The sequence below is a fragment of the Desulfovibrio psychrotolerans genome (assembly GCF_013340305.1).
Classification (GTDB): Bacteria; Desulfobacterota; Desulfovibrionia; order Desulfovibrionales; family Desulfovibrionaceae; genus Halodesulfovibrio; species Halodesulfovibrio psychrotolerans.
The window spans coordinates 211662-228081 of the sequence record NZ_BLVP01000008.1 but is presented as its reverse complement, the minus strand read 5'-3'; the positions used below and the strand labels follow the sequence as shown (position 1 = coordinate 228081).

General features: G+C 61.1%; 16 protein-coding genes. 11 read left to right on the top strand and 5 right to left on the bottom strand.

Annotated elements, in window-relative coordinates:
* Nucleotides 1-190: 190 nt before the first annotated feature.
* The 3 genes from HUV26_RS08795 to truA are packed head-to-tail and all read left to right on the top strand — an operon-like array spanning nucleotide 191 to nucleotide 2018.
* Complete coding sequence (locus HUV26_RS08795) at nucleotides 191-556, top strand: flagellar FliJ family protein (protein WP_243451325.1); 366 nt, start codon at nucleotides 191-193, stop codon at nucleotides 554-556.
* Nucleotides 516-1220, top strand: coding sequence for a MotE family protein (locus HUV26_RS08790; RefSeq protein WP_174409742.1), 705 nt, complete (start codon nucleotides 516-518; stop codon nucleotides 1218-1220). Before HUV26_RS08795 ends, HUV26_RS08790 begins: the two co-directional genes overlap by 41 nt.
* Nucleotides 1221-1223: 3 nt before the next feature.
* On the top strand, nucleotides 1224-2018 hold the full coding sequence (gene truA, locus HUV26_RS08785) for a tRNA pseudouridine(38-40) synthase TruA (protein WP_174409741.1): 795 nt from the start codon (nucleotides 1224-1226) through the stop codon (nucleotides 2016-2018).
* Between the two features lie 153 nt (nucleotides 2019-2171).
* Here the strand turns inward: truA and fliM are convergent, their stop codons facing one another.
* Both fliM and HUV26_RS08775 read right to left on the bottom strand, forming a co-directional pair.
* On the bottom strand, nucleotides 2172-3152 hold the full coding sequence (gene fliM, locus HUV26_RS08780) for a flagellar motor switch protein FliM (protein ID WP_174409740.1): 981 nt from the start codon (nucleotides 3150-3152) through the stop codon (nucleotides 2172-2174).
* Nucleotides 3153-3325: 173 nt separating this feature from the next.
* Nucleotides 3326-3853 carry a hypothetical protein gene (locus tag HUV26_RS08775; protein ID WP_174409739.1) on the bottom strand — a complete coding sequence of 176 codons (528 nt, stop codon included), beginning with the start codon at nucleotides 3851-3853 and terminating at the stop codon, nucleotides 3326-3328.
* 251 nt (nucleotides 3854-4104) lie between these two features.
* On the opposite strand from HUV26_RS08775, the gene HUV26_RS08770 reads away from it, so the two are divergent.
* The 5 genes from HUV26_RS08770 to HUV26_RS08750 all read left to right on the top strand — a co-directional run bounded on the left by HUV26_RS08770 (nucleotide 4105) and on the right by HUV26_RS08750 (nucleotide 10288).
* Entirely contained in the window at nucleotides 4105-5727 is a 1623-nt protein-coding gene (locus tag HUV26_RS08770) for an ASKHA domain-containing protein (RefSeq protein WP_174409738.1), read from the top strand.
* Nucleotides 5724-6860, top strand: a complete 1137-nt coding sequence (locus HUV26_RS08765; protein ID WP_174409737.1) for a small ribosomal subunit Rsm22 family protein — start codon at nucleotides 5724-5726, stop codon at nucleotides 6858-6860. Before HUV26_RS08770 ends, HUV26_RS08765 begins: the two co-directional genes overlap by 4 nt.
* A 27-nt stretch (nucleotides 6861-6887) precedes the next feature.
* Nucleotides 6888-7532: a lipoyl(octanoyl) transferase LipB gene (gene lipB, locus HUV26_RS08760; RefSeq protein WP_174409736.1), complete on the top strand. Its 645-nt coding sequence runs from the start codon at nucleotides 6888-6890 to the stop codon at nucleotides 7530-7532.
* Nucleotides 7474-8337, top strand: a complete 864-nt coding sequence (lipA, locus tag HUV26_RS08755; protein ID WP_174409735.1) for a lipoyl synthase — start codon at nucleotides 7474-7476, stop codon at nucleotides 8335-8337. The genes lipB and lipA overlap by 59 nt, the downstream gene beginning before the upstream one ends.
* A gap of 613 nt (nucleotides 8338-8950) precedes the next feature.
* Entirely contained in the window at nucleotides 8951-10288 is a 1338-nt protein-coding gene (locus HUV26_RS08750; RefSeq protein ID WP_174409734.1) for a glycerate kinase type-2 family protein, read from the top strand.
* 94 nt (nucleotides 10289-10382) lie between these two features.
* On the opposite strand, the gene HUV26_RS08745 is transcribed toward HUV26_RS08750, so the two are convergent.
* Nucleotides 10383-10658, bottom strand: a complete 276-nt coding sequence (locus tag HUV26_RS08745; protein ID WP_174409733.1) for an HU family DNA-binding protein — start codon at nucleotides 10656-10658, stop codon at nucleotides 10383-10385.
* Nucleotides 10659-11036: 378 nt separating this feature from the next.
* Between HUV26_RS08745 and HUV26_RS08740 the strand changes: the two genes are divergently transcribed.
* Together HUV26_RS08740 and HUV26_RS08735 are read left to right on the top strand one after the other, a co-directional pair.
* Entirely contained in the window at nucleotides 11037-11507 is a 471-nt protein-coding gene (locus tag HUV26_RS08740; RefSeq protein WP_174409732.1) for an AraC family transcriptional regulator, read from the top strand.
* A gap of 33 nt (nucleotides 11508-11540) precedes the next feature.
* Entirely contained in the window at nucleotides 11541-12125 is a 585-nt protein-coding gene (locus HUV26_RS08735) for a hypothetical protein (protein ID WP_174409731.1), read from the top strand.
* A gap of 164 nt (nucleotides 12126-12289) precedes the next feature.
* Here HUV26_RS08735 and HUV26_RS08730 read toward each other — a convergent pair whose 3' ends face one another.
* Nucleotides 12290-12502: a hypothetical protein gene (locus HUV26_RS08730; RefSeq protein WP_174409730.1), complete on the bottom strand. Its 213-nt coding sequence runs from the start codon at nucleotides 12500-12502 to the stop codon at nucleotides 12290-12292.
* Between the two features lie 150 nt (nucleotides 12503-12652).
* Between HUV26_RS08730 and HUV26_RS08725 the strand changes: the two genes are divergently transcribed.
* Nucleotides 12653-13660, top strand: a complete 1008-nt coding sequence (locus HUV26_RS08725; RefSeq protein ID WP_174409729.1) for a tetratricopeptide repeat protein — start codon at nucleotides 12653-12655, stop codon at nucleotides 13658-13660.
* A gap of 449 nt (nucleotides 13661-14109) precedes the next feature.
* Here the strand turns inward: HUV26_RS08725 and HUV26_RS08720 are convergent, their stop codons facing one another.
* Nucleotides 14110-16359 (bottom strand): PAS domain-containing sensor histidine kinase, encoded by a 2250-nt coding sequence (locus HUV26_RS08720; protein ID WP_174409728.1) that lies wholly within the window; start codon nucleotides 16357-16359, stop codon nucleotides 14110-14112.
* Nucleotides 16360-16420 lie beyond the last annotated feature (61 nt).

The window sequence follows — 16420 nt, the reverse complement described above, 5'->3', positions numbered from 1 at the left end:
GGCAGAACGCCGACAAATAGCAGGCAGTACGGGCAGAAACATGAAAAGATAACCCGGCGGCAATCCCCTTTCTCCATAACAGCAGGGCGGCACAACGCCCCTCCGGCAATACAGGAAATACATGGCACAGTTCCGGTTCCGCCTCCAACAGGTCTTAAAATACCGCGCACAGCTGGAGGAGCAGGCCAAAATGGCGTTCGCGCAGGAACAACTGCAGTACCAAGCGCAGGCCCAGCGGGTGACGGTGCTCCGCAAAACCCTTGCCGAACACGAACCCAAACTGTATCAGACCAATAATCAGGCCGAAATCTGGCTGCTGCGCAACTTCATACAGGGCCTTTCCGCAGATATCGCGCGGGCAGAATCCGCCCTGCTGGAACAGGCCCAGCGGCTCAACAAGGCGCGGCAGCATCTTGTCAAACGCTCGCAGGAGCGCCAGCTCATCGACAAACTCAAAGAAAATCAGGCCAAACGACATGCTCAGGAAGAACTCTTCAAAGAACGGCAGCAATTCGATGAAACAGCCACCATTCGCCACAAGCCTCAAGCTGTTTAAGCTCTGCAAGCTCCTCGCGCTTGCCGTGGTCTTCAAGCTGGTGGTCATCACCACGCTGGCCGTGGATACGGGTGGCTGGTATATCCCGTTTCTGGGAGAAACTACCATTGTGAGCAGCACCACCGCCCCGGCGGAACCCACCCTTCCCGCCACTGTGCAGCAGGCCGCAGCCCCGGCTCCCGGCGCACTGCTCGCGGTTTCCGGCGCGCATGCCGCTCCGCCGGACGGACAACAACCTGCCGATCCCGCCCAACAGGCCCCCGTCCAGCAGGGCAACGGATTCCCGCAGGATGCTCTTACCCGTGAATCCCTGCAGCAGAAGCAGGAAGAACTGAACCGGCGAGAGGCCGACCTGAACAGGCTGCAGCAGGAAATCAATCAGAAGATTCAGAATCTGCAGCAGCTTGAGCAGCGTCTGCAGGTCATGCTGGAACAGGCGGAAGAGACCAAGGACAAAAAGATGCGCCACCTCGTGGACGTCTATTCCAACATGAAGGCCAAACAGGCAGCGGACGTGCTCAGCACGCTGGATGAAGGCATCGCCGTCAAGATTCTGGCAGGCATGCGCGGTCGTCAGGCCGGTGAAATCCTCACCTTCGTCAACGCGGAAAAGGCCGCACGTCTTTCGGAAGCCCTGACAAGAATGCAGCTCCCCTTCGAATAGTCCATGCCCAGACTGAAGCTTACCATCGCCTACGTGGGCACCAACTATTGCGGCTGGCAGATTCAGGCATTCTCGCGGCGTCCCCAGCCCACCGTGCAGGAAGAACTGGAACGTGTTGCGGAACGGGTGCTCGGCACGCCTGTGCGCATTTTCGGCAGCGGGCGCACGGATTCCGGCGTCCATGCAGAGGGTCAGGTGGCCCACTTCGATGTGCCGGAAGACAAGGCGGACAGGGACTGGCAGCGCACCTTCAACGCCATGCTCCCCGATGACATTGCCGTGCTGGACGTGGAGCGCGTGGCAAGCGACTTTCACGCCCGCATCAATGCCACAGGAAAAATCTATGCCTACTCCCTGTGGCTCACACGCCGGTACACCCCGCCACGCCTTTTTCCCTTCGTCTGGGCCACCGGCCCTGTGGATGTGGCAGCCATGGACGCAGCCGCACGGCATCTGGAAGGCACCCACGATTTTTCCACCTTCCGCAATGTGGGTACAGAGGTGGAAACCTGCGTGCGTACCCTGCGGAGCATCAGCCGCAGTCCGCACGGCCCGTTGCCGGGTGCCGATACACCGGACTACGCCCGTGTGGGCATTCCGCTGCAACTGACATGGTATTTCGAGGCAGACGGATTTCTCAAGCAGATGGTGCGCAACCTCATGGGCACGCTGGTGGCCTGCGGCACGGGCAAACTGTCACCGGATGCCGTGCCTTCCCTTCTTGCGGCGTGCGACAGGGCGCAGGCTCCGGCCACAGCCCCGGCGCAGGGGCTTAGCCTTGCCCGCGTGCTCTACTGAGTGATTTCCCGGGGGTTTTGCAGAATGCTTTGCGGAACGCTCTGCTGAACGCGTTGCGGCATGCGTTGCCTGAAGCACTGCCATGGGAACCCGGCCCATCCCGCAAGAGGTTTATCCCCCGCAAGGCCGCCACACACTCCCGCCGCTCCCGCGCTAGGTATAGTTGGGTTCTTCTTCCTTGATGATCTGGAAGGCTTTGTTGGACTTCACCGTCCCGCTTATGCCCATGAATTTACGCACTCCGGCCACGGTGCATTCCAGCAGATCGTCCGTGTCGGTATCCAGCAGCAGCACGTCGCCCACCTTCAGGCGCAGCAGCTGGTTGCCGGTAATCTTGGTTTCCCCGAAGCGTATCTTCATCTCCACAGGCGTTTCCATCAGGCGCTCCTTCAGGCGTGCCACCCACGCATGGTCCACTTCCAGCCGTTCGGTCTGGAAGCTGGCATGCAGCTTGGAGCGTATGGGTTCTATGGTGGCGTAAGGCAGGCAGATGATAAGCGAGCCGATGGCGGTTTCCAGTTCCACCTCAAAGGTAATGACCACCACCACGTCGCTGGGCGGCACAATGGCCGCAAACTGGGGGTTTATTTCAGAGCGCACCAGTTCAAGGTTCACCTCGTGTACCGGACGCCAGGATTCTTCCATGTTGTCCAGGGTAATCTTGATCACGCGGTCCACAATAGCCTGTTCAATGCGGGTAAATTCTCTTCCCTCGATCTTGGGTTGTGAACCGGCTCCGCCGAAAAAATTCTCCACAAGGGCGAACACCAGACGCGAATCCACCACAATGATGGCATTGCCCCTCAGCGGCTCCATCTTGAAGATATTAATGCTGGTGGGCACGGGCAGCGAGCGCATAAAGTCGCCGAACTTGGTCATGTCTATGGAAATGGGGTTCAATTCCACACGTTTGCGGATGCTGTTGGACAACGCATTGGTGCACAGGCGGGCAAACCTGTCGTTCACGATTTCCAGAACAGGCATGCGCCCCCGGATAATGCGGTCCTGATTGGCCAGGTCAAAGGGCACAATACCGGAATCGTCCTCCGGAATATCGGATTCGCTTTCGATCTCTCCGCCGGAAAGCCCCCTGAGCAGGGCATCCACCTCATCCTGGGCAAGGATCTTGTTCATACGCTACTGCACTCCCATTACTGGCTTATCCATACACTTATGCCCGCCTGCCCTGCGGGTCAAGCTTGTGCCAACGCGGAGGTATTGAAGAAATTTCCCGTCACCGTAAAACAATGCACAAACAGTGCCATCTCACATGGCCGCTGCGCAGGCTTCCGGGCGGGCCAGACTGATCAGGAAAGATTGGGATAGCGCCGCTTTATGCGCTGAATGACATCCGGGCTTACGTAGCCGAGCAGGGAAAGGATTTCGTCTATGGCGTAGGGCGACTTGGATTGCAGCTTATAGTTTTCCGCCTTCATCAGGTCTTCGGAAGAAAGCAGCTTCTCCGCCAGCAGCACATCCACCACCGTGTGGTGGGCCATGGCAGCCCTGCGTGCAGCGGGTTTGCCCGTGCCCGTAATCAGGTCGCCCCCCGCAGCACCAAGGCTGTAATCCGCTACGCCTTCCAACTGGCGGGTAATAAACATCTGCGTCTCACGCAGATCGGCCAGCCCCTGCTTGGCATCGCGCAACGCCTGCGTCAGCTTTTGCTTGCGGCCGCGCTGGAACTGAATTTTTTCCAGGTACCCGGTGGTTGTCTGGTGCCCCACCACAACCATCCCGATGATGACGAGGAAAATAATAAAGACCGCTATCACATAGCCCATAACACCCCACCCCACCCCGGCCATGAAATCCGCCACGATCCTGTCACGCAATCGGTTTCGGAACCGGTCACGCAACCTGCCGTCAACACATCGGATATACACTCTAAAGAATTACCAGACAATATCATTAGTGCGCAAGCGAATATTCACGCAACCCCGCTGCGCATTAGGAGAATCACCTGCCTGTGCCCCACCTCTGCCACCCGCGCAGAAAAGGGAACCGCCGCAGTCCTCACGAACACAACACCCGCGTTACAACCCCGCTATCCCTTTGCGGCGATTTATGGCACACTTCCTCTGCCATGCAAAACCACAGCCACATACTCGTCACCACGCCGGAAGGCCATACGGAAACCATCTTCATCCAAAACCACCCCGTACCGCTCACTCTGGCCCAATGCGTCTACACCTCCGGCTTTTTCAGCGCCCCGGCACTCTGTTCGGGACTGGGAGCATGTGGCCGCTGCCGCATGCGCATCACCCACAACGCGCCACTTCCCAACGGCCCAGACGCCCTGTATTTCACCGAAGAAGAACTCCGCGACGGCTGGCGGCTGGCCTGCGGGCACTCCCCCCTGCCCGGCATGCACGTGCTGCTGCCGGAATCCGCCGCACAACCGCGCCGCCTCCTCCCGCCGCCTGCTCTTTCCGCACAGTCCTCCCCTCTTCCGCCTCTGCGACTGGCTGTGGACCTTGGCACCACCTCGCTGCACTGGTCCCTGCTGGCGGGAACAACCCGGCTGGCCTCAGGCAGTGAACTGAACCCGCAGATGGGTGCCGGCAGCGAAATAATGTCCCGGCTGGCCTTTGCCGCCCGGCCCGAAGGCGCAGCCGTTCTGCAGCGGCTTGTTCTTAAAGCCCTGCAGGCGCTGGTGCACGAGGCAGAGACAACATTCGGCAGCCCTGTTCAGGAATGCTGCATCGCCGGCAATCCGGCCATGACAGCCCTGCTGCTGGGCAAAGACCTCTCCGGCCTTTCCGCAGCCCCCTACAGGCTGGACTATGCAGGCGGCACGGCAGAAACCCTGCACAGCCTGCCCCCCGTATACATCCCCCCGCAACCGGCCCCCTTTGTGGGCGGCGACCTCTCTGCGGGTATCATGGCCGTGGCGGAACATGCACCGCAATACCCCTACCTGCTTGCAGACCTCGGCACCAACGGCGAATTCGTGCTCGCCCTCACGCCGCAACACGCACTGGTCACCAGCGTGGCGCTCGGTCCCGCGCTGGAAGGCATCGGCCTCACTTTCGGTTCCGTTGCCCGCCCCGGCGTCATCACCCGCTTCATTCTCTCGCCACGTGGCCTTGAACCGGTCGTCATGCCCTTTGCTCCCGATTCCGCAACACCCCCGTCCCCGCCCCCCGGCATAAGCGGCACCGGCTATCTTTCGCTTGTCCGCTGCCTGCTCAGGGCGGGGCTCGCAGGCCGCGACGGCCGCTTCATCCTTCCCCCGCGCACGCCGCTGGGTGCCCGGCTTGCCGCCTCCATGAAGGATAACGGCGGCGAACAGTGCCTCGTCCTCGGCAGCGGCCTGCACATTTCCGCAGGCGATATCGAAGAAATCCTCAAGGTCAAGGCTGCCTTCACCCTTGCCTTTGCCCGTCTGCTGAAAGAAGCGGGCCTTGCCCCGCAAGACCTGCGCTGCATCTACCTTGCGGGCGCACTGGGCGAACACGTCGACCTTGCAGACCTTGAAGAACTGGGCTTTCTGCCGTCCGGCATGGGCGCAGCACACCCCGCACAATCCGGCAAAGTCGTCGGCGTGGGCAATGCCTCGCTGCGCGGTGCTGAACGATTCCTTGTTGACCCCGACCTGCGTGCCGTGGCAGAAGTCTGGTCCGCGGCTACAACCCATGTGGACCTGACCGCCGACCCCGCCTTCACCCAAACCTTCATGCGCCACATGCGCTTTGCCCACATATGAACAACTGCCTCACCCTTCCCCCCGCGCCCCTGCGCGAGGCTCTCGCAGCCTATGAAGACTCCCTGCGCAAAGTGCTGCCGCTCAAGCAGGCGCACCGCAAGGAACTGCACTACGCCGTGGCCGATCTTTCCCGCGCCCTGACCACTGAGCGTGGCGGCATGAAGATAAACTACTGGACCACGCCCCGCGCGGCCTCGGCCTACCTGCATTTTTATCTGCCGTGGAACCTGTACCGGCTCGCGTGGCTCCTGCCCAACCTCGCGCTGAACCTGAACGACGGCGACACCGTGCTCGATCTCGGCGCCGGCCCGCTCACGCTTGTGCAGGCCCTGTGGCTGGCACGGCCTGACCTGCGCGAACGCAAGCTCACTTTCATCTGTTCCGACATCGCCCCCAAACCCATGGAAACAGGCCGCGCGCTGTTCGAAACCCTTACCGGCATGGCAGCCAACAGCCCGCAAAGCCCGTGGCGTATCGTGCTGGAACGCGCACCGCTGGAAAAAACCCTGCGCAGCCACTTCGGCAAGGCCAAGCTGGTCTGCGGGGCCAACGTGCTGAACGAACTTCGGGCAGGCAAGGGCCAATCGCTGGAAGAACGCCTGAACGAACTCGCCCTTGCCATGTCAGACGCCTGCACCGAAGACGGCGCGGTTCTTTTTGCAGAACCGGGCACCCGCCTCGGCGGCAAGATGATCTCTCTGCTGCGTCTCGGCCTCATGGAATACAACCTGTTCCCGCAGTCCCCCTGCCCGCATGATGGCGACTGCCCCATGCTGGATGCCGCCTCCGGCGGCTGGTGCCACTTCAACGCCCCGGCAGACAGCGCCCCCAAATGGCTGATGACGCTGACCAACCGCGCGCGCATGGAAAGACGCAACATAAGCCTCAGCTTCCTGCACGCCGCCCGGAACAAGCCCGCCTGCTCCGCAGATGCCGTGCGCATTCTCTCAGACCCCATCCGCCTGCCGGATACCCCGGCTCCGGCCCGCTATGCCTGCTCCATGCGCGGCATGGCTCTGGTCCACAGGGCTGCACGGCTGGAAAGCGGCTCGCTCGTCACCGTCTCATGGCCCGACCCGCCGGTAACGGATGCCAAATCCGGGGCGCAGGTGGCTCACCCTCTCGCACGCTGAGCGTGCCCTCTGCCTGCAGGATTCACTATGCGCATCATAGATCTCGGGCTCATCCCCTACGCGGAGGCAGACGCCATTCAGCAGGCACGGGTGGAAGAGGTGGCCGCCGGTGCGGAACCTACCCTCTACCTGCTGGAGCACCCCCCGGTCATCACGCTGGGGCGCAACGGCGGCAGAGAAAACCTGCACGTCAGCGATGCCTTTCTTGCAGAACAGGGCATAGAGCTTGTCCACTCCTCGCGGGGGGGCAACATCACCTGCCATTTTCCCGGCCAGCTTGTGGCCTATCCCGTGATCAAAATCGCCAGCCGTCCCGGCGGCATGCGGGTCCTGTTCCATCACCTTGAAGAGGTGGTCATCCGCACGGCGGCCCAGTATGGCCTTGCCGCCTCCCGGCAGGAAGGACGCCCCGGCGTATGGGTGGAGAACAGGAAAATCTGCTCCATCGGCATTGCCATGCGCAGATGGACCAGCTATCACGGGCTGGCGCTGAACGTACTGCGCAACGTGGACCTCTTCCGCCTGATCACCCTGTGCGGACTGGCCGATGCGGAGCCCTCTTCGCTGGCGCAGGAACTGGACCGCGACGATATCACCATTCAGGATGTGAAGAATGAGCTTGCACGACAATTCCGAACCGTCTTTGCGGATTCCGCCCTGGCTCAGGGTTAAGATTCCCTGCAACACCACCTATACGGCCACCCGCAATCTGGTGGGCGACCTTAAGCTGAATACCGTGTGCCAAAGTGCCAAGTGTCCGAACATGTTCGAATGCTTCTCCTCGCGCACGGCCACCTTCCTTATTCTGGGCAATGCCTGCACGCGCAACTGCGCCTTCTGCAACATCGGCCGCGCCGCCACCGTCCCCCCGGACCCGGACGAACCTGCCCGCGTGGCTGACGCAGCACGGCAGCTGGAACTGCGCCACGCGGTCATCACCTCCGTCACGCGAGACGATCTGGAAGACGGCGGAGCAGCCCACTTCGCACGCACCATAGAAGCCGTGCGCACAGCATTACCGCAGTGCACCATCGAAGTGCTCATTCCGGACTTTCAAGGCTCCCTTCCTGCCCTGCAAGCCGTCATGCGCGCCGCGCCGGACATCATCAACCACAACGTGGAAACCTCGCCCGCGCACTACACCCGCATCCGTCCGCAGGCAGACTACGCACAGAGCCTGCACCTGCTGGAACGGGTCAAGGCGGCGGGCTTCCGCTCCAAATCCGGACTCATGGTGGGTCTGGGCGAAACGGACGAAGAGGTCCGGGGCGTGCTGGACGACCTCGCCGCCATCCGCTGCGATATCGTCACCATAGGCCAGTACATGCGCCCCTCGCGCAGCCACCCGCCCGTGCAGCGTTACGTGCACCCCGATATATTTGAAGAATACGCAGAATACGGCAGGCAAAAGGGCATTGCGCACATGTTCTCGGCTCCGCTGGTGCGCTCCTCCTACAACGCCGCCATGTTTGCCTGACAGCACAATGTGGCAAACCCGGCCACTCTCCCTGTCAGGCTCTGCAAGGGGGCACAATGCACCGTCTTACCCGATGGGTGCAGCCTTACAACATGGCGGATGCCTCCGCGAGTACAGTAAGCACATACTGACAATACTGTACCACAACACTTTACAGCAGTTCCATCTTACAAAAGAGCATGCTTGGCGTGCAAGGCTGTTGCATGGAGTAAAAATGGGGGAAAACCCTACTATGCACAACTGCCCCGGCAAGCTATAGTATGCCACGTTGACAGTCTGATACACACGTGATTTCTCCCAGACAGTCAGCAGGCACCAGCGGCGCGGATTGACGGATCCGTGCCGCTTGCTTTTCCGCTCGGTGCCGGGCCTATTCATCAGTTGCGGCATCATTCCATTTTCCGGAGCAACAGTTGCTGCAAGGCCCGCAACGCTGCCGCTGCAGTGCAGAAACAAATCGCACACCCCGCAGTCCCTTGTCCTCTTCTGCTCCGCCACCGGGCTTGACCCGCACCCCGCCTGCCCATACCATGCCCTAACGTTCCCCTCCCGTCGCCCGCGCCACCACCCCCCGGAGAGCACGGAGAAGGAAAGACCACACAAGGAGCACCGCATGAGCGCAAAGCACAGAGACACACTGCGCGCCATTTTAAACGCCGCACTGGATGCCGTGGCCCCGGACAAGGCCGTGTTGCGGCATGTGGCGTTGCAGGGCAGCGTCCTGCGCATAGATGACGTGGACTATGACCTGAATGCCTACGAAAACATCTATGTCGTCGGAGCAGGCAAGGGAGCGGCCCCCATGGCGGCAACGCTCGAAAAATTGCTCGGCAAACGGGTCAGCGGCGGCCTTGTCTGCGTGAAGTACGGACACACCGTCCCCACGGCAACAGTGGAACTGGTCGAAGCGGCACACCCCGTGCCCGATGCGAACGGCGAACGCGCCGCACGGGCCATCCTGTGCATCGCCGGGGCTGCCACAGAGCGCGACCTTGTGCTGTGCGTCATCACGGGCGGTGCCAGCGCGCTCACCCCCGCCCTTGCGGACGGCATTCCGCTGGAAGACGGCAAGACTGCCACCTCCCTGCTTCTGGAATGCGGAGCCACCATCCACGAGGTAAACGCCGTACGCAAGCACCTGTCCGTCTTCGGCAGCGGCAACCTTGCCCGCGCCGCCTATCCGGCCCGTCTGGCCGCGCTCATCATCTCCGATGTAGTGGGCGATAATCTGGATGTCATTGCCTCCGGCCCCACATCCCCGGACCTCTCCACCTTCGTCCAGTGCATGGAAATCGTGGAACGCTACAACTTACGCCACCGCATGCCGCCCTCCGTCCTTGCACGGCTGGAGGCGGGCGCGCAAGGCACCATATCGGAAACACCCAAACCCGGCGATCCTGTGTTCACCACCGTGCAGAACGTGCTGGTGGCCACAAACACGCAGGCACTGGAAGCGGCAGCGCAGGAAGCCGTCCGGCACGGCTATTTCCCCCGTATCCTCACCTCCACCATGACGGGCGAGGCACGCGAGGCTGCGCGCGACCTTGTGGATACTGCCATGAACCTGTGCATGGACGGCAAAACCGTTTCCGGCCCCGTGTGCCTGCTGGCAGGCGGAGAAACCACGGTTACCGTCACCGGCAGCGGCCTCGGAGGACGCAATCAGGAAATGGCCCTCGCCGCCGCCCTGCACCTGCGCGACTGCGACCACATCACCATGCTCTGTGCGGGAACAGACGGTACAGACGGCCCCACCGATGCGGCAGGCGGCTTCGCCTGTTCGGGAACCATGGAACGGGCACTGTGCTGCTCGCTGGACCCGCACCAGCATCTGGCGAACAACGATGCGTACTGCCTGCTGGATAAAACGGGCGACCTGCTTAAAACAGGCCCCACCCTCACCAACGTGATGGACATCGCCCTTGTGCTGGTGGAATGCCCGCGCAGTTAACTCCCGCTCCGCCAATCCCTGTTCCAAAGCAAAAGTCCCCGGCAGCCAGATGGTTGCCGGGGACTTTTCCTCACAAAGAGAGCCAAAAGGCTTCTTACTTCACAGCATCCTTCAGCATCTTGCCGGGGGTGAACTTCACAACCTTGGTTGCGGGAATGACAAGTTCTTCACCGGAGCGGGGATTGCGGCCCTTGCGTGCTGCGCGCTCAGCAACCTTAAAGCTGCCGAAACCGGTGAACACTACGGAATCGCCGCTCTTCAGCGCATCGGCGATGGTGGCAATGGTGGCGTCAAGGGCAGCTTCTGCCTGAGCCTTGGAAGAAAGATTGGCCTTGGAAAAAATCTTCTCAACAAATTCTGCTTTGGTCATTCACATTTCTCCGTGACACTGACATAGTTTGGAAAGGCCCGCAGGAAAGAGCCTCTTGTTACCACTGCAAGCGAGGCTCGACAAATGGCAAAGCTTGGGTGCTTTGTCAACCACCGCTTTGTTAAAAATTGGCTGCTGGCGTGGCTTCCCGCCCTTTTTCCCATGCAGACAGCACCGCCCGCACCGTCTCCCTGCCCGCCAAACCACCGGAATGAATCGCCATTCCCACCTGCAAAGTCGGATACGCCGCAAAACAACCTGTTCTGCCGAAAATCCATATTTTTCTGGCCCTTCCCATGCCCTCCACGCATGGACAATCGTTCCCTCTCTCCTGTATATGAAAACGGTGTCCCGCAGCTATCCCCGGAGTAATGTCGGATGAACGTGAAGATTGAACGCCTGCCCTCTTTCCGCGTGGCCACTGTCCGCGCTTACGGCCCTTACGAAAAATCAGGGCCGGAGGCATGGCAGATGCTCACCCCGTGGATCGCCCGGCACAGCATCCTCACGGGCAAGACCATGTTTCTGGGCTTTTGTCATGACGACCCCAATACCACGGAAAGCTCGCGCATCCGGTATGATGCCGGAGTCTCTCTGCCGGAAGAATTCGTCCCCGATGATTTTGTTTTTGTCCGGGAGGTACCCGGCCAGGAATACGCCGTTACCGTTCACAAGGGGCCGTACCCCACCCTGACCCATGTATGGGCGACCCTGTTCTGGGACTGGCTCCCCGCAAGCAGCCGCCGTCCGGCTGCCGCGCCGCTCATGGAGCAGTATCTCAGCGACCCCTATCTGGATAACGACGAGGATCTGGTCACCCGTCTGTATCTCCCGCTTATCACGTTGTAGACCGCAGCACGCGCTGCCATCTGGAGAAACCGCATGAAAAAGATGCCTTTCGCTTCCCGGTCCGTATGGCTTTTTCTTCTGGCCCTCATGCTGCTCACACTGACTGCGTGCGGTCCCAATAACTACGTGCGCCTGCGCTACGCCTCCACGGTGGAGCCTGCCCGCGTACAGCCCAGCGCCCCGGCGGTAACCGTTGTGGAATTTGCCGACGGACGCACCATAAAAGATGTGGGCCTTCGCCGCGATGAAACCCCCTTCATCCCGGTTTCCAGCGTCTCCGCATGGGTGAGCGAGGCCCTTGAACAGGAACTGAGCCGCAAGGGCCTGCAGACCCGGTATGTAAAGAACGCCATGGACGCCGAACCCGGCGAACATGTGGTCACGGGTACCGTCCTCAAGGTCTGGCTGCGCCAGAAAACCCTCACAGACTACACCGTTTCCATTGAAACGGCCATCTCGCTGAACGGCAACCTGCCCACGACCTACCGCGCCGAGGAAGAACGTCAGGTCATTCCCACCAGCGACACCACCGAAAAGCAGCTTACAGAGGCCCTGCGCTCACTGCTTGCCGGAGCCGTGCAGGACATTACGGCAAAGATATATAACACAGCGGAATAATGAACGAACAGGCAACAGCAGCGCACATGGCAACTGCCGGGGCTACCTGTTTCGCGGAGCTCCGCGACCCTGCTGGCATACAGACCGGCGCTGCATCCTGTCACCCGTCTCCTTCCGCCTGTTCCCGCGCCACTTCACAAACGGCCCCTGTTCCGTCCGCCCTCTTAGGGCAGAAGAACAGGGGCCGTCCTGCCAATTATCCCGCTGCCTGCCAAGCAGCCTGTCAGGTCACCTGCCGGGTTGGCTGCCAAGCGCCCTGTCAAGTTGCCTGCCGGGTCGCCCACCAGATCGCTCACCGGGTTGCCCGCCAGATCGCCCGCAAGGTCGCTCACCGGATAGCTCACCGGATAACTCACCGGATCGCCGGTTTTTTCCATCGCCTGCGTTCCCCCCTGCTGCCCGCCTTTCCGCCATGCGCCGCCCTGCTGCTCGCCTTGCTGGCATGCACCTGCGTGCAATGGTCAGCATGGGGAGCTCCTGCCTTCGCAAAAACGGCTCCTCCCCCGCCTGTCAGGTTTACGCACAGTGTGGCCGTGGCCTTCGGCGGCGAACTGGGCATGCACGCGGCGGCACGGTTTTCAGAGGCCATGGCCCGGGCAGGCGCAATGCAAAAGGCCGGACTCTGGCTTGATACCCTGCCCGGTGTGCAGATGGGCAGAACCGGCTTTGAAAAAACAGATCCGCACACCCTCCGGGACTCCGGCCCCCTTGCATGGGCATTGTTCTCCTCCACCACCACAGAGCAGGAACGCATCGGCACCCCGGCCTCACCCGGCGTGCGTACCACGGTAGCCGCTGCGGTCTCACACGCCTCATCCGCTGCCCTGCGGGAGGCACTCACGGCGCAGTTCAGGCAGCCTGTCCGCCTTATGCTGCTGCGCAGGGCCATGGACGAGGAACAGGCAATTCTGGACCGATTCGTCAGCCTTGCCGCCACCATGCCCCAATCGTCCCTGCAACCGTCTGCGCAACCCTCTGGCCAAATGGCCGGGGCACTGCGCAAGGAGTTCGAGCCGCGTTTCGCCGCCCTGCTCAATGAGCTTCAGGCCGTAAACCTGTACCGCGACATCCTGCGCAATCACGAAAACGGTCTGTGGCAGAACCCGGAAACAACGGCAACTGCCATTGAACAGGCGCTGGAACTGGCACCAAACAGCCCTCTGCTGCTGCATGCCAAAGGCACCATCCTGTACCAGAACGGCAAAACCCAGCCCGCGCTGGACACGTTTTCCCGCTGCATAGATCTTGCGCCGGATTTCGCGCAGGCCCTGCACGACAGGGGCACAACCTACGTCCGCATCCACCTTACCGACCTTGCCGTGGCTGATTACAATGCCGCCCTTGCCCTGCATCCAACCAACCCGTCTTTTCTGCAATCCAGAGGTTCCGCACACCTGCTGCGTAAGGATTTCGAGGCCATGTGCAGCGATTTCCGCGAGGCGTGCGGATTGGGACACTGCGAAAATCTGCACTGGGCAACCAGCCGCGGCCACTGCCCCGGTCCGGCAGGCAGCGCAGCCTCCGGCACGCCCTGATCCCTGCTCCCTGCCTGCCCCCTGCTCCCTGCTCCCTGCTGCAAGCTGCCCCCCAAAGCACCACACGTCGCCACACGTCGCCGCACGCTACCCCACGTTACCGCACGCCATTATACGCCGGTATACGCCGGTGTAAACAGGTGCACGCTGGCACAAACGGGTACATACGGATACAACGTGGCCCCCTCTTCCGTGGCATACCGCACGGGGGCAGAAAAAAAGTTCGGCCACGCCCGGGGGTGTAGGCGTGGCCGATGCTGCAAGGGAGGAGGATGACGAATGGTACGGCTTCGCTGCCAAGCCGTTCGGGAACCGGGTGCTGCAAACCGTTTCCCTCATTCTCAGCTGTCATCGAAAAGCGTCGACAACAAACATCCTTATCCTCACGATACCATGGAGCAGAGGGTCGGCTATTATATTCTTCGCTCTCCGCTACAAAAAAATACGTTCTACAGAGGCTGCCCACCCGGCATAACACCGTATACAGGCAGACGGATGGTAAAGCGGGTGCCTCTGCCCGGTGCAGACTCCACAAACATCTCGCCGCCATGGTGCTGCGCGATAATGAAGTAGGAAACGGAAAGCCCCAGTCCCGTTCCCGCCCCGACCGGCTTGGTCGTGAAGAACGGTTCAAAAAACCGCCTGCGCACATGCTCCTCCACACCGTGACCGTTATCCTCCACCATCACCACCGCATCTCCCCCATCCCGCGTGACCCGCAGCACAAGACGCGGAAACTCCACATGCAGCATGGCGTGCGCCGCGTTCTTCACCAGATTCAGAAAGACCTGTTCAATTTCCAGCCTGTTGCAGCGCACTGCCGGAACATCCGGGTCATACTCGCGCACAACGTCCACCTTGCGGAAATCATAACGCAGCGAAAGGTCATAATCGTTTGCGGCAAGCTCAATCACCGCATCCAGCATCTCCCCCAGATGATGCGGCGCAAAGCTGGTATCGCTCTTACGGCTGAAGTCCAGCATACTGCTCACAATATCGCCCGCCCGCGTGCCCGCCGTGCGTATGGCTCCCAGATAATCAAATATCTTCCGCTCGGCCATGTAGCTGTTCACTGCCGCAAGGTCCACATTACAACGCTCCGCCACCTCGCGGTTGGCTTCAATATCTGTAGAGAACCGGCGCACCACATTCTGAACCGACTGCAAAATAATCCCCAGCGGATTGTTAATCTCGTGCGCCACTCCCGCCGCCAGCCCGCCCACGGACATCATCTTCTCGGACTGCACCAGCATTTCCTCAAGCCGCGTCCGCTCGGTCACATCGTCAATAAGCACAACCGCCTTGCTCTCGCCGCCGGAATGCAGGGGGAACATGATCACGTCCGCATGGCGGATTTCCGGGCTGGAATGCCACTCTATCTTGCGGTGAATATCCGGCACCTGCTGCCCGGAGTTCACCATGCTTCCCACGTTCAGAAAGGCCAGTTCGGGTATAACATTCCGCAACACCTTTCCCGCCACAGACGGGCCATGCGTTGCCGCTCCGGGCGCAAACCGCTCGGCAGCTCTGTTCCACAGCGTTATCACCCCCTGTCCGTTCACGCCCACCAGCGCGCAGGGCATGGAATCCATTATGTCCGCAAGCAGCGTGCCCAAAAGCTCCCGCTCCCGCTCCGCAGCCTTTGCCTGCGAAATATCCAGCACAGCAAAGGAAAACGCCTCGCCCGCAAGCGACTGCCCGTCGACCACAGCAGAAGGTTTCAGTATCGACGCTCCGAGCAGCACGTCTATGCCCGTCCCGTCCCGCCTGCGCATCTGCGTGGCAAACATCCCCCCGCCTGTTTTATAAAGACTCCTGCCCACATTCAGAAAATCTTCGTCCGAAAAGTAGAACATCCTCGTGGATTGCCCCTCCACTTCTTCACGGGTATACCCCGTCATGCGCAAAAACGGCTCGTTCACCTGAAGCACGCGCCGGCCGCGCACAAGGCCTATCCCCACGGGCACCGCCTGCAACACGCTGGAAAGCTGCGACTCCCTTTCAGATAACCGGCGGCTTTCCTCCTCCCGCGCTCCCAGTTCGCGCTGCAGCAACAACGTAAACCCCAGCCCCACGACAAGGGCATACGCAACAAGCCCCCAGCGCAGCAGCCTCATCTGCCGTACCTGTGCGGCAATACTCCCTTGCACAAGCGATTCCGCCGCATCCGCATGAAGCATAAGCCTGTCAAAAAACTCCGTCCGCAACGGCAAAATGTCTCCTGCCGCAGTGGGCAGGCGGTCGCAGTTCTCCAGATACGCCGCGTGTGCCCCGGAATCGTCACCGGTCCCCGCTATGGCGTTGCCCCACTCGCATGTAAGGGCCAGCCTGTAGTTTTCCAGCTCTCCCTGCACGGCATCAAGCACGTCAGACAGACCACGGATGTCCGCAGGGATGAACCGCCCCTCTTCGTTGCTGCCCCCATGGCGCATGGCATCCACGTACCACGCGGAATCGTCCAGAAACTTCCGGGCTTCGTCCAGTGCCTCAGCAGGATGCTCCACCATGGCGCGGGAGAAGGCTATCTCGGCCCGGGCCGCTTCCAGCCTCACTTCCATGGCCGCATCCACAAGCGGGGCATGCACTTCCAAAACGCGCGCCGACCACCAGAACAATCCGCCCCCGGCCGCCAGCAAAATGCCCGTGCACACGGAAAGAGCCCATAACCTTGTGCGATTATTTATGAACAGACGTCGCATGGATGTGCCCTCCCTTTCCCCTTAGTCCCCCCGAATAGGCCCCTGAATGTGTCCCAAGCCA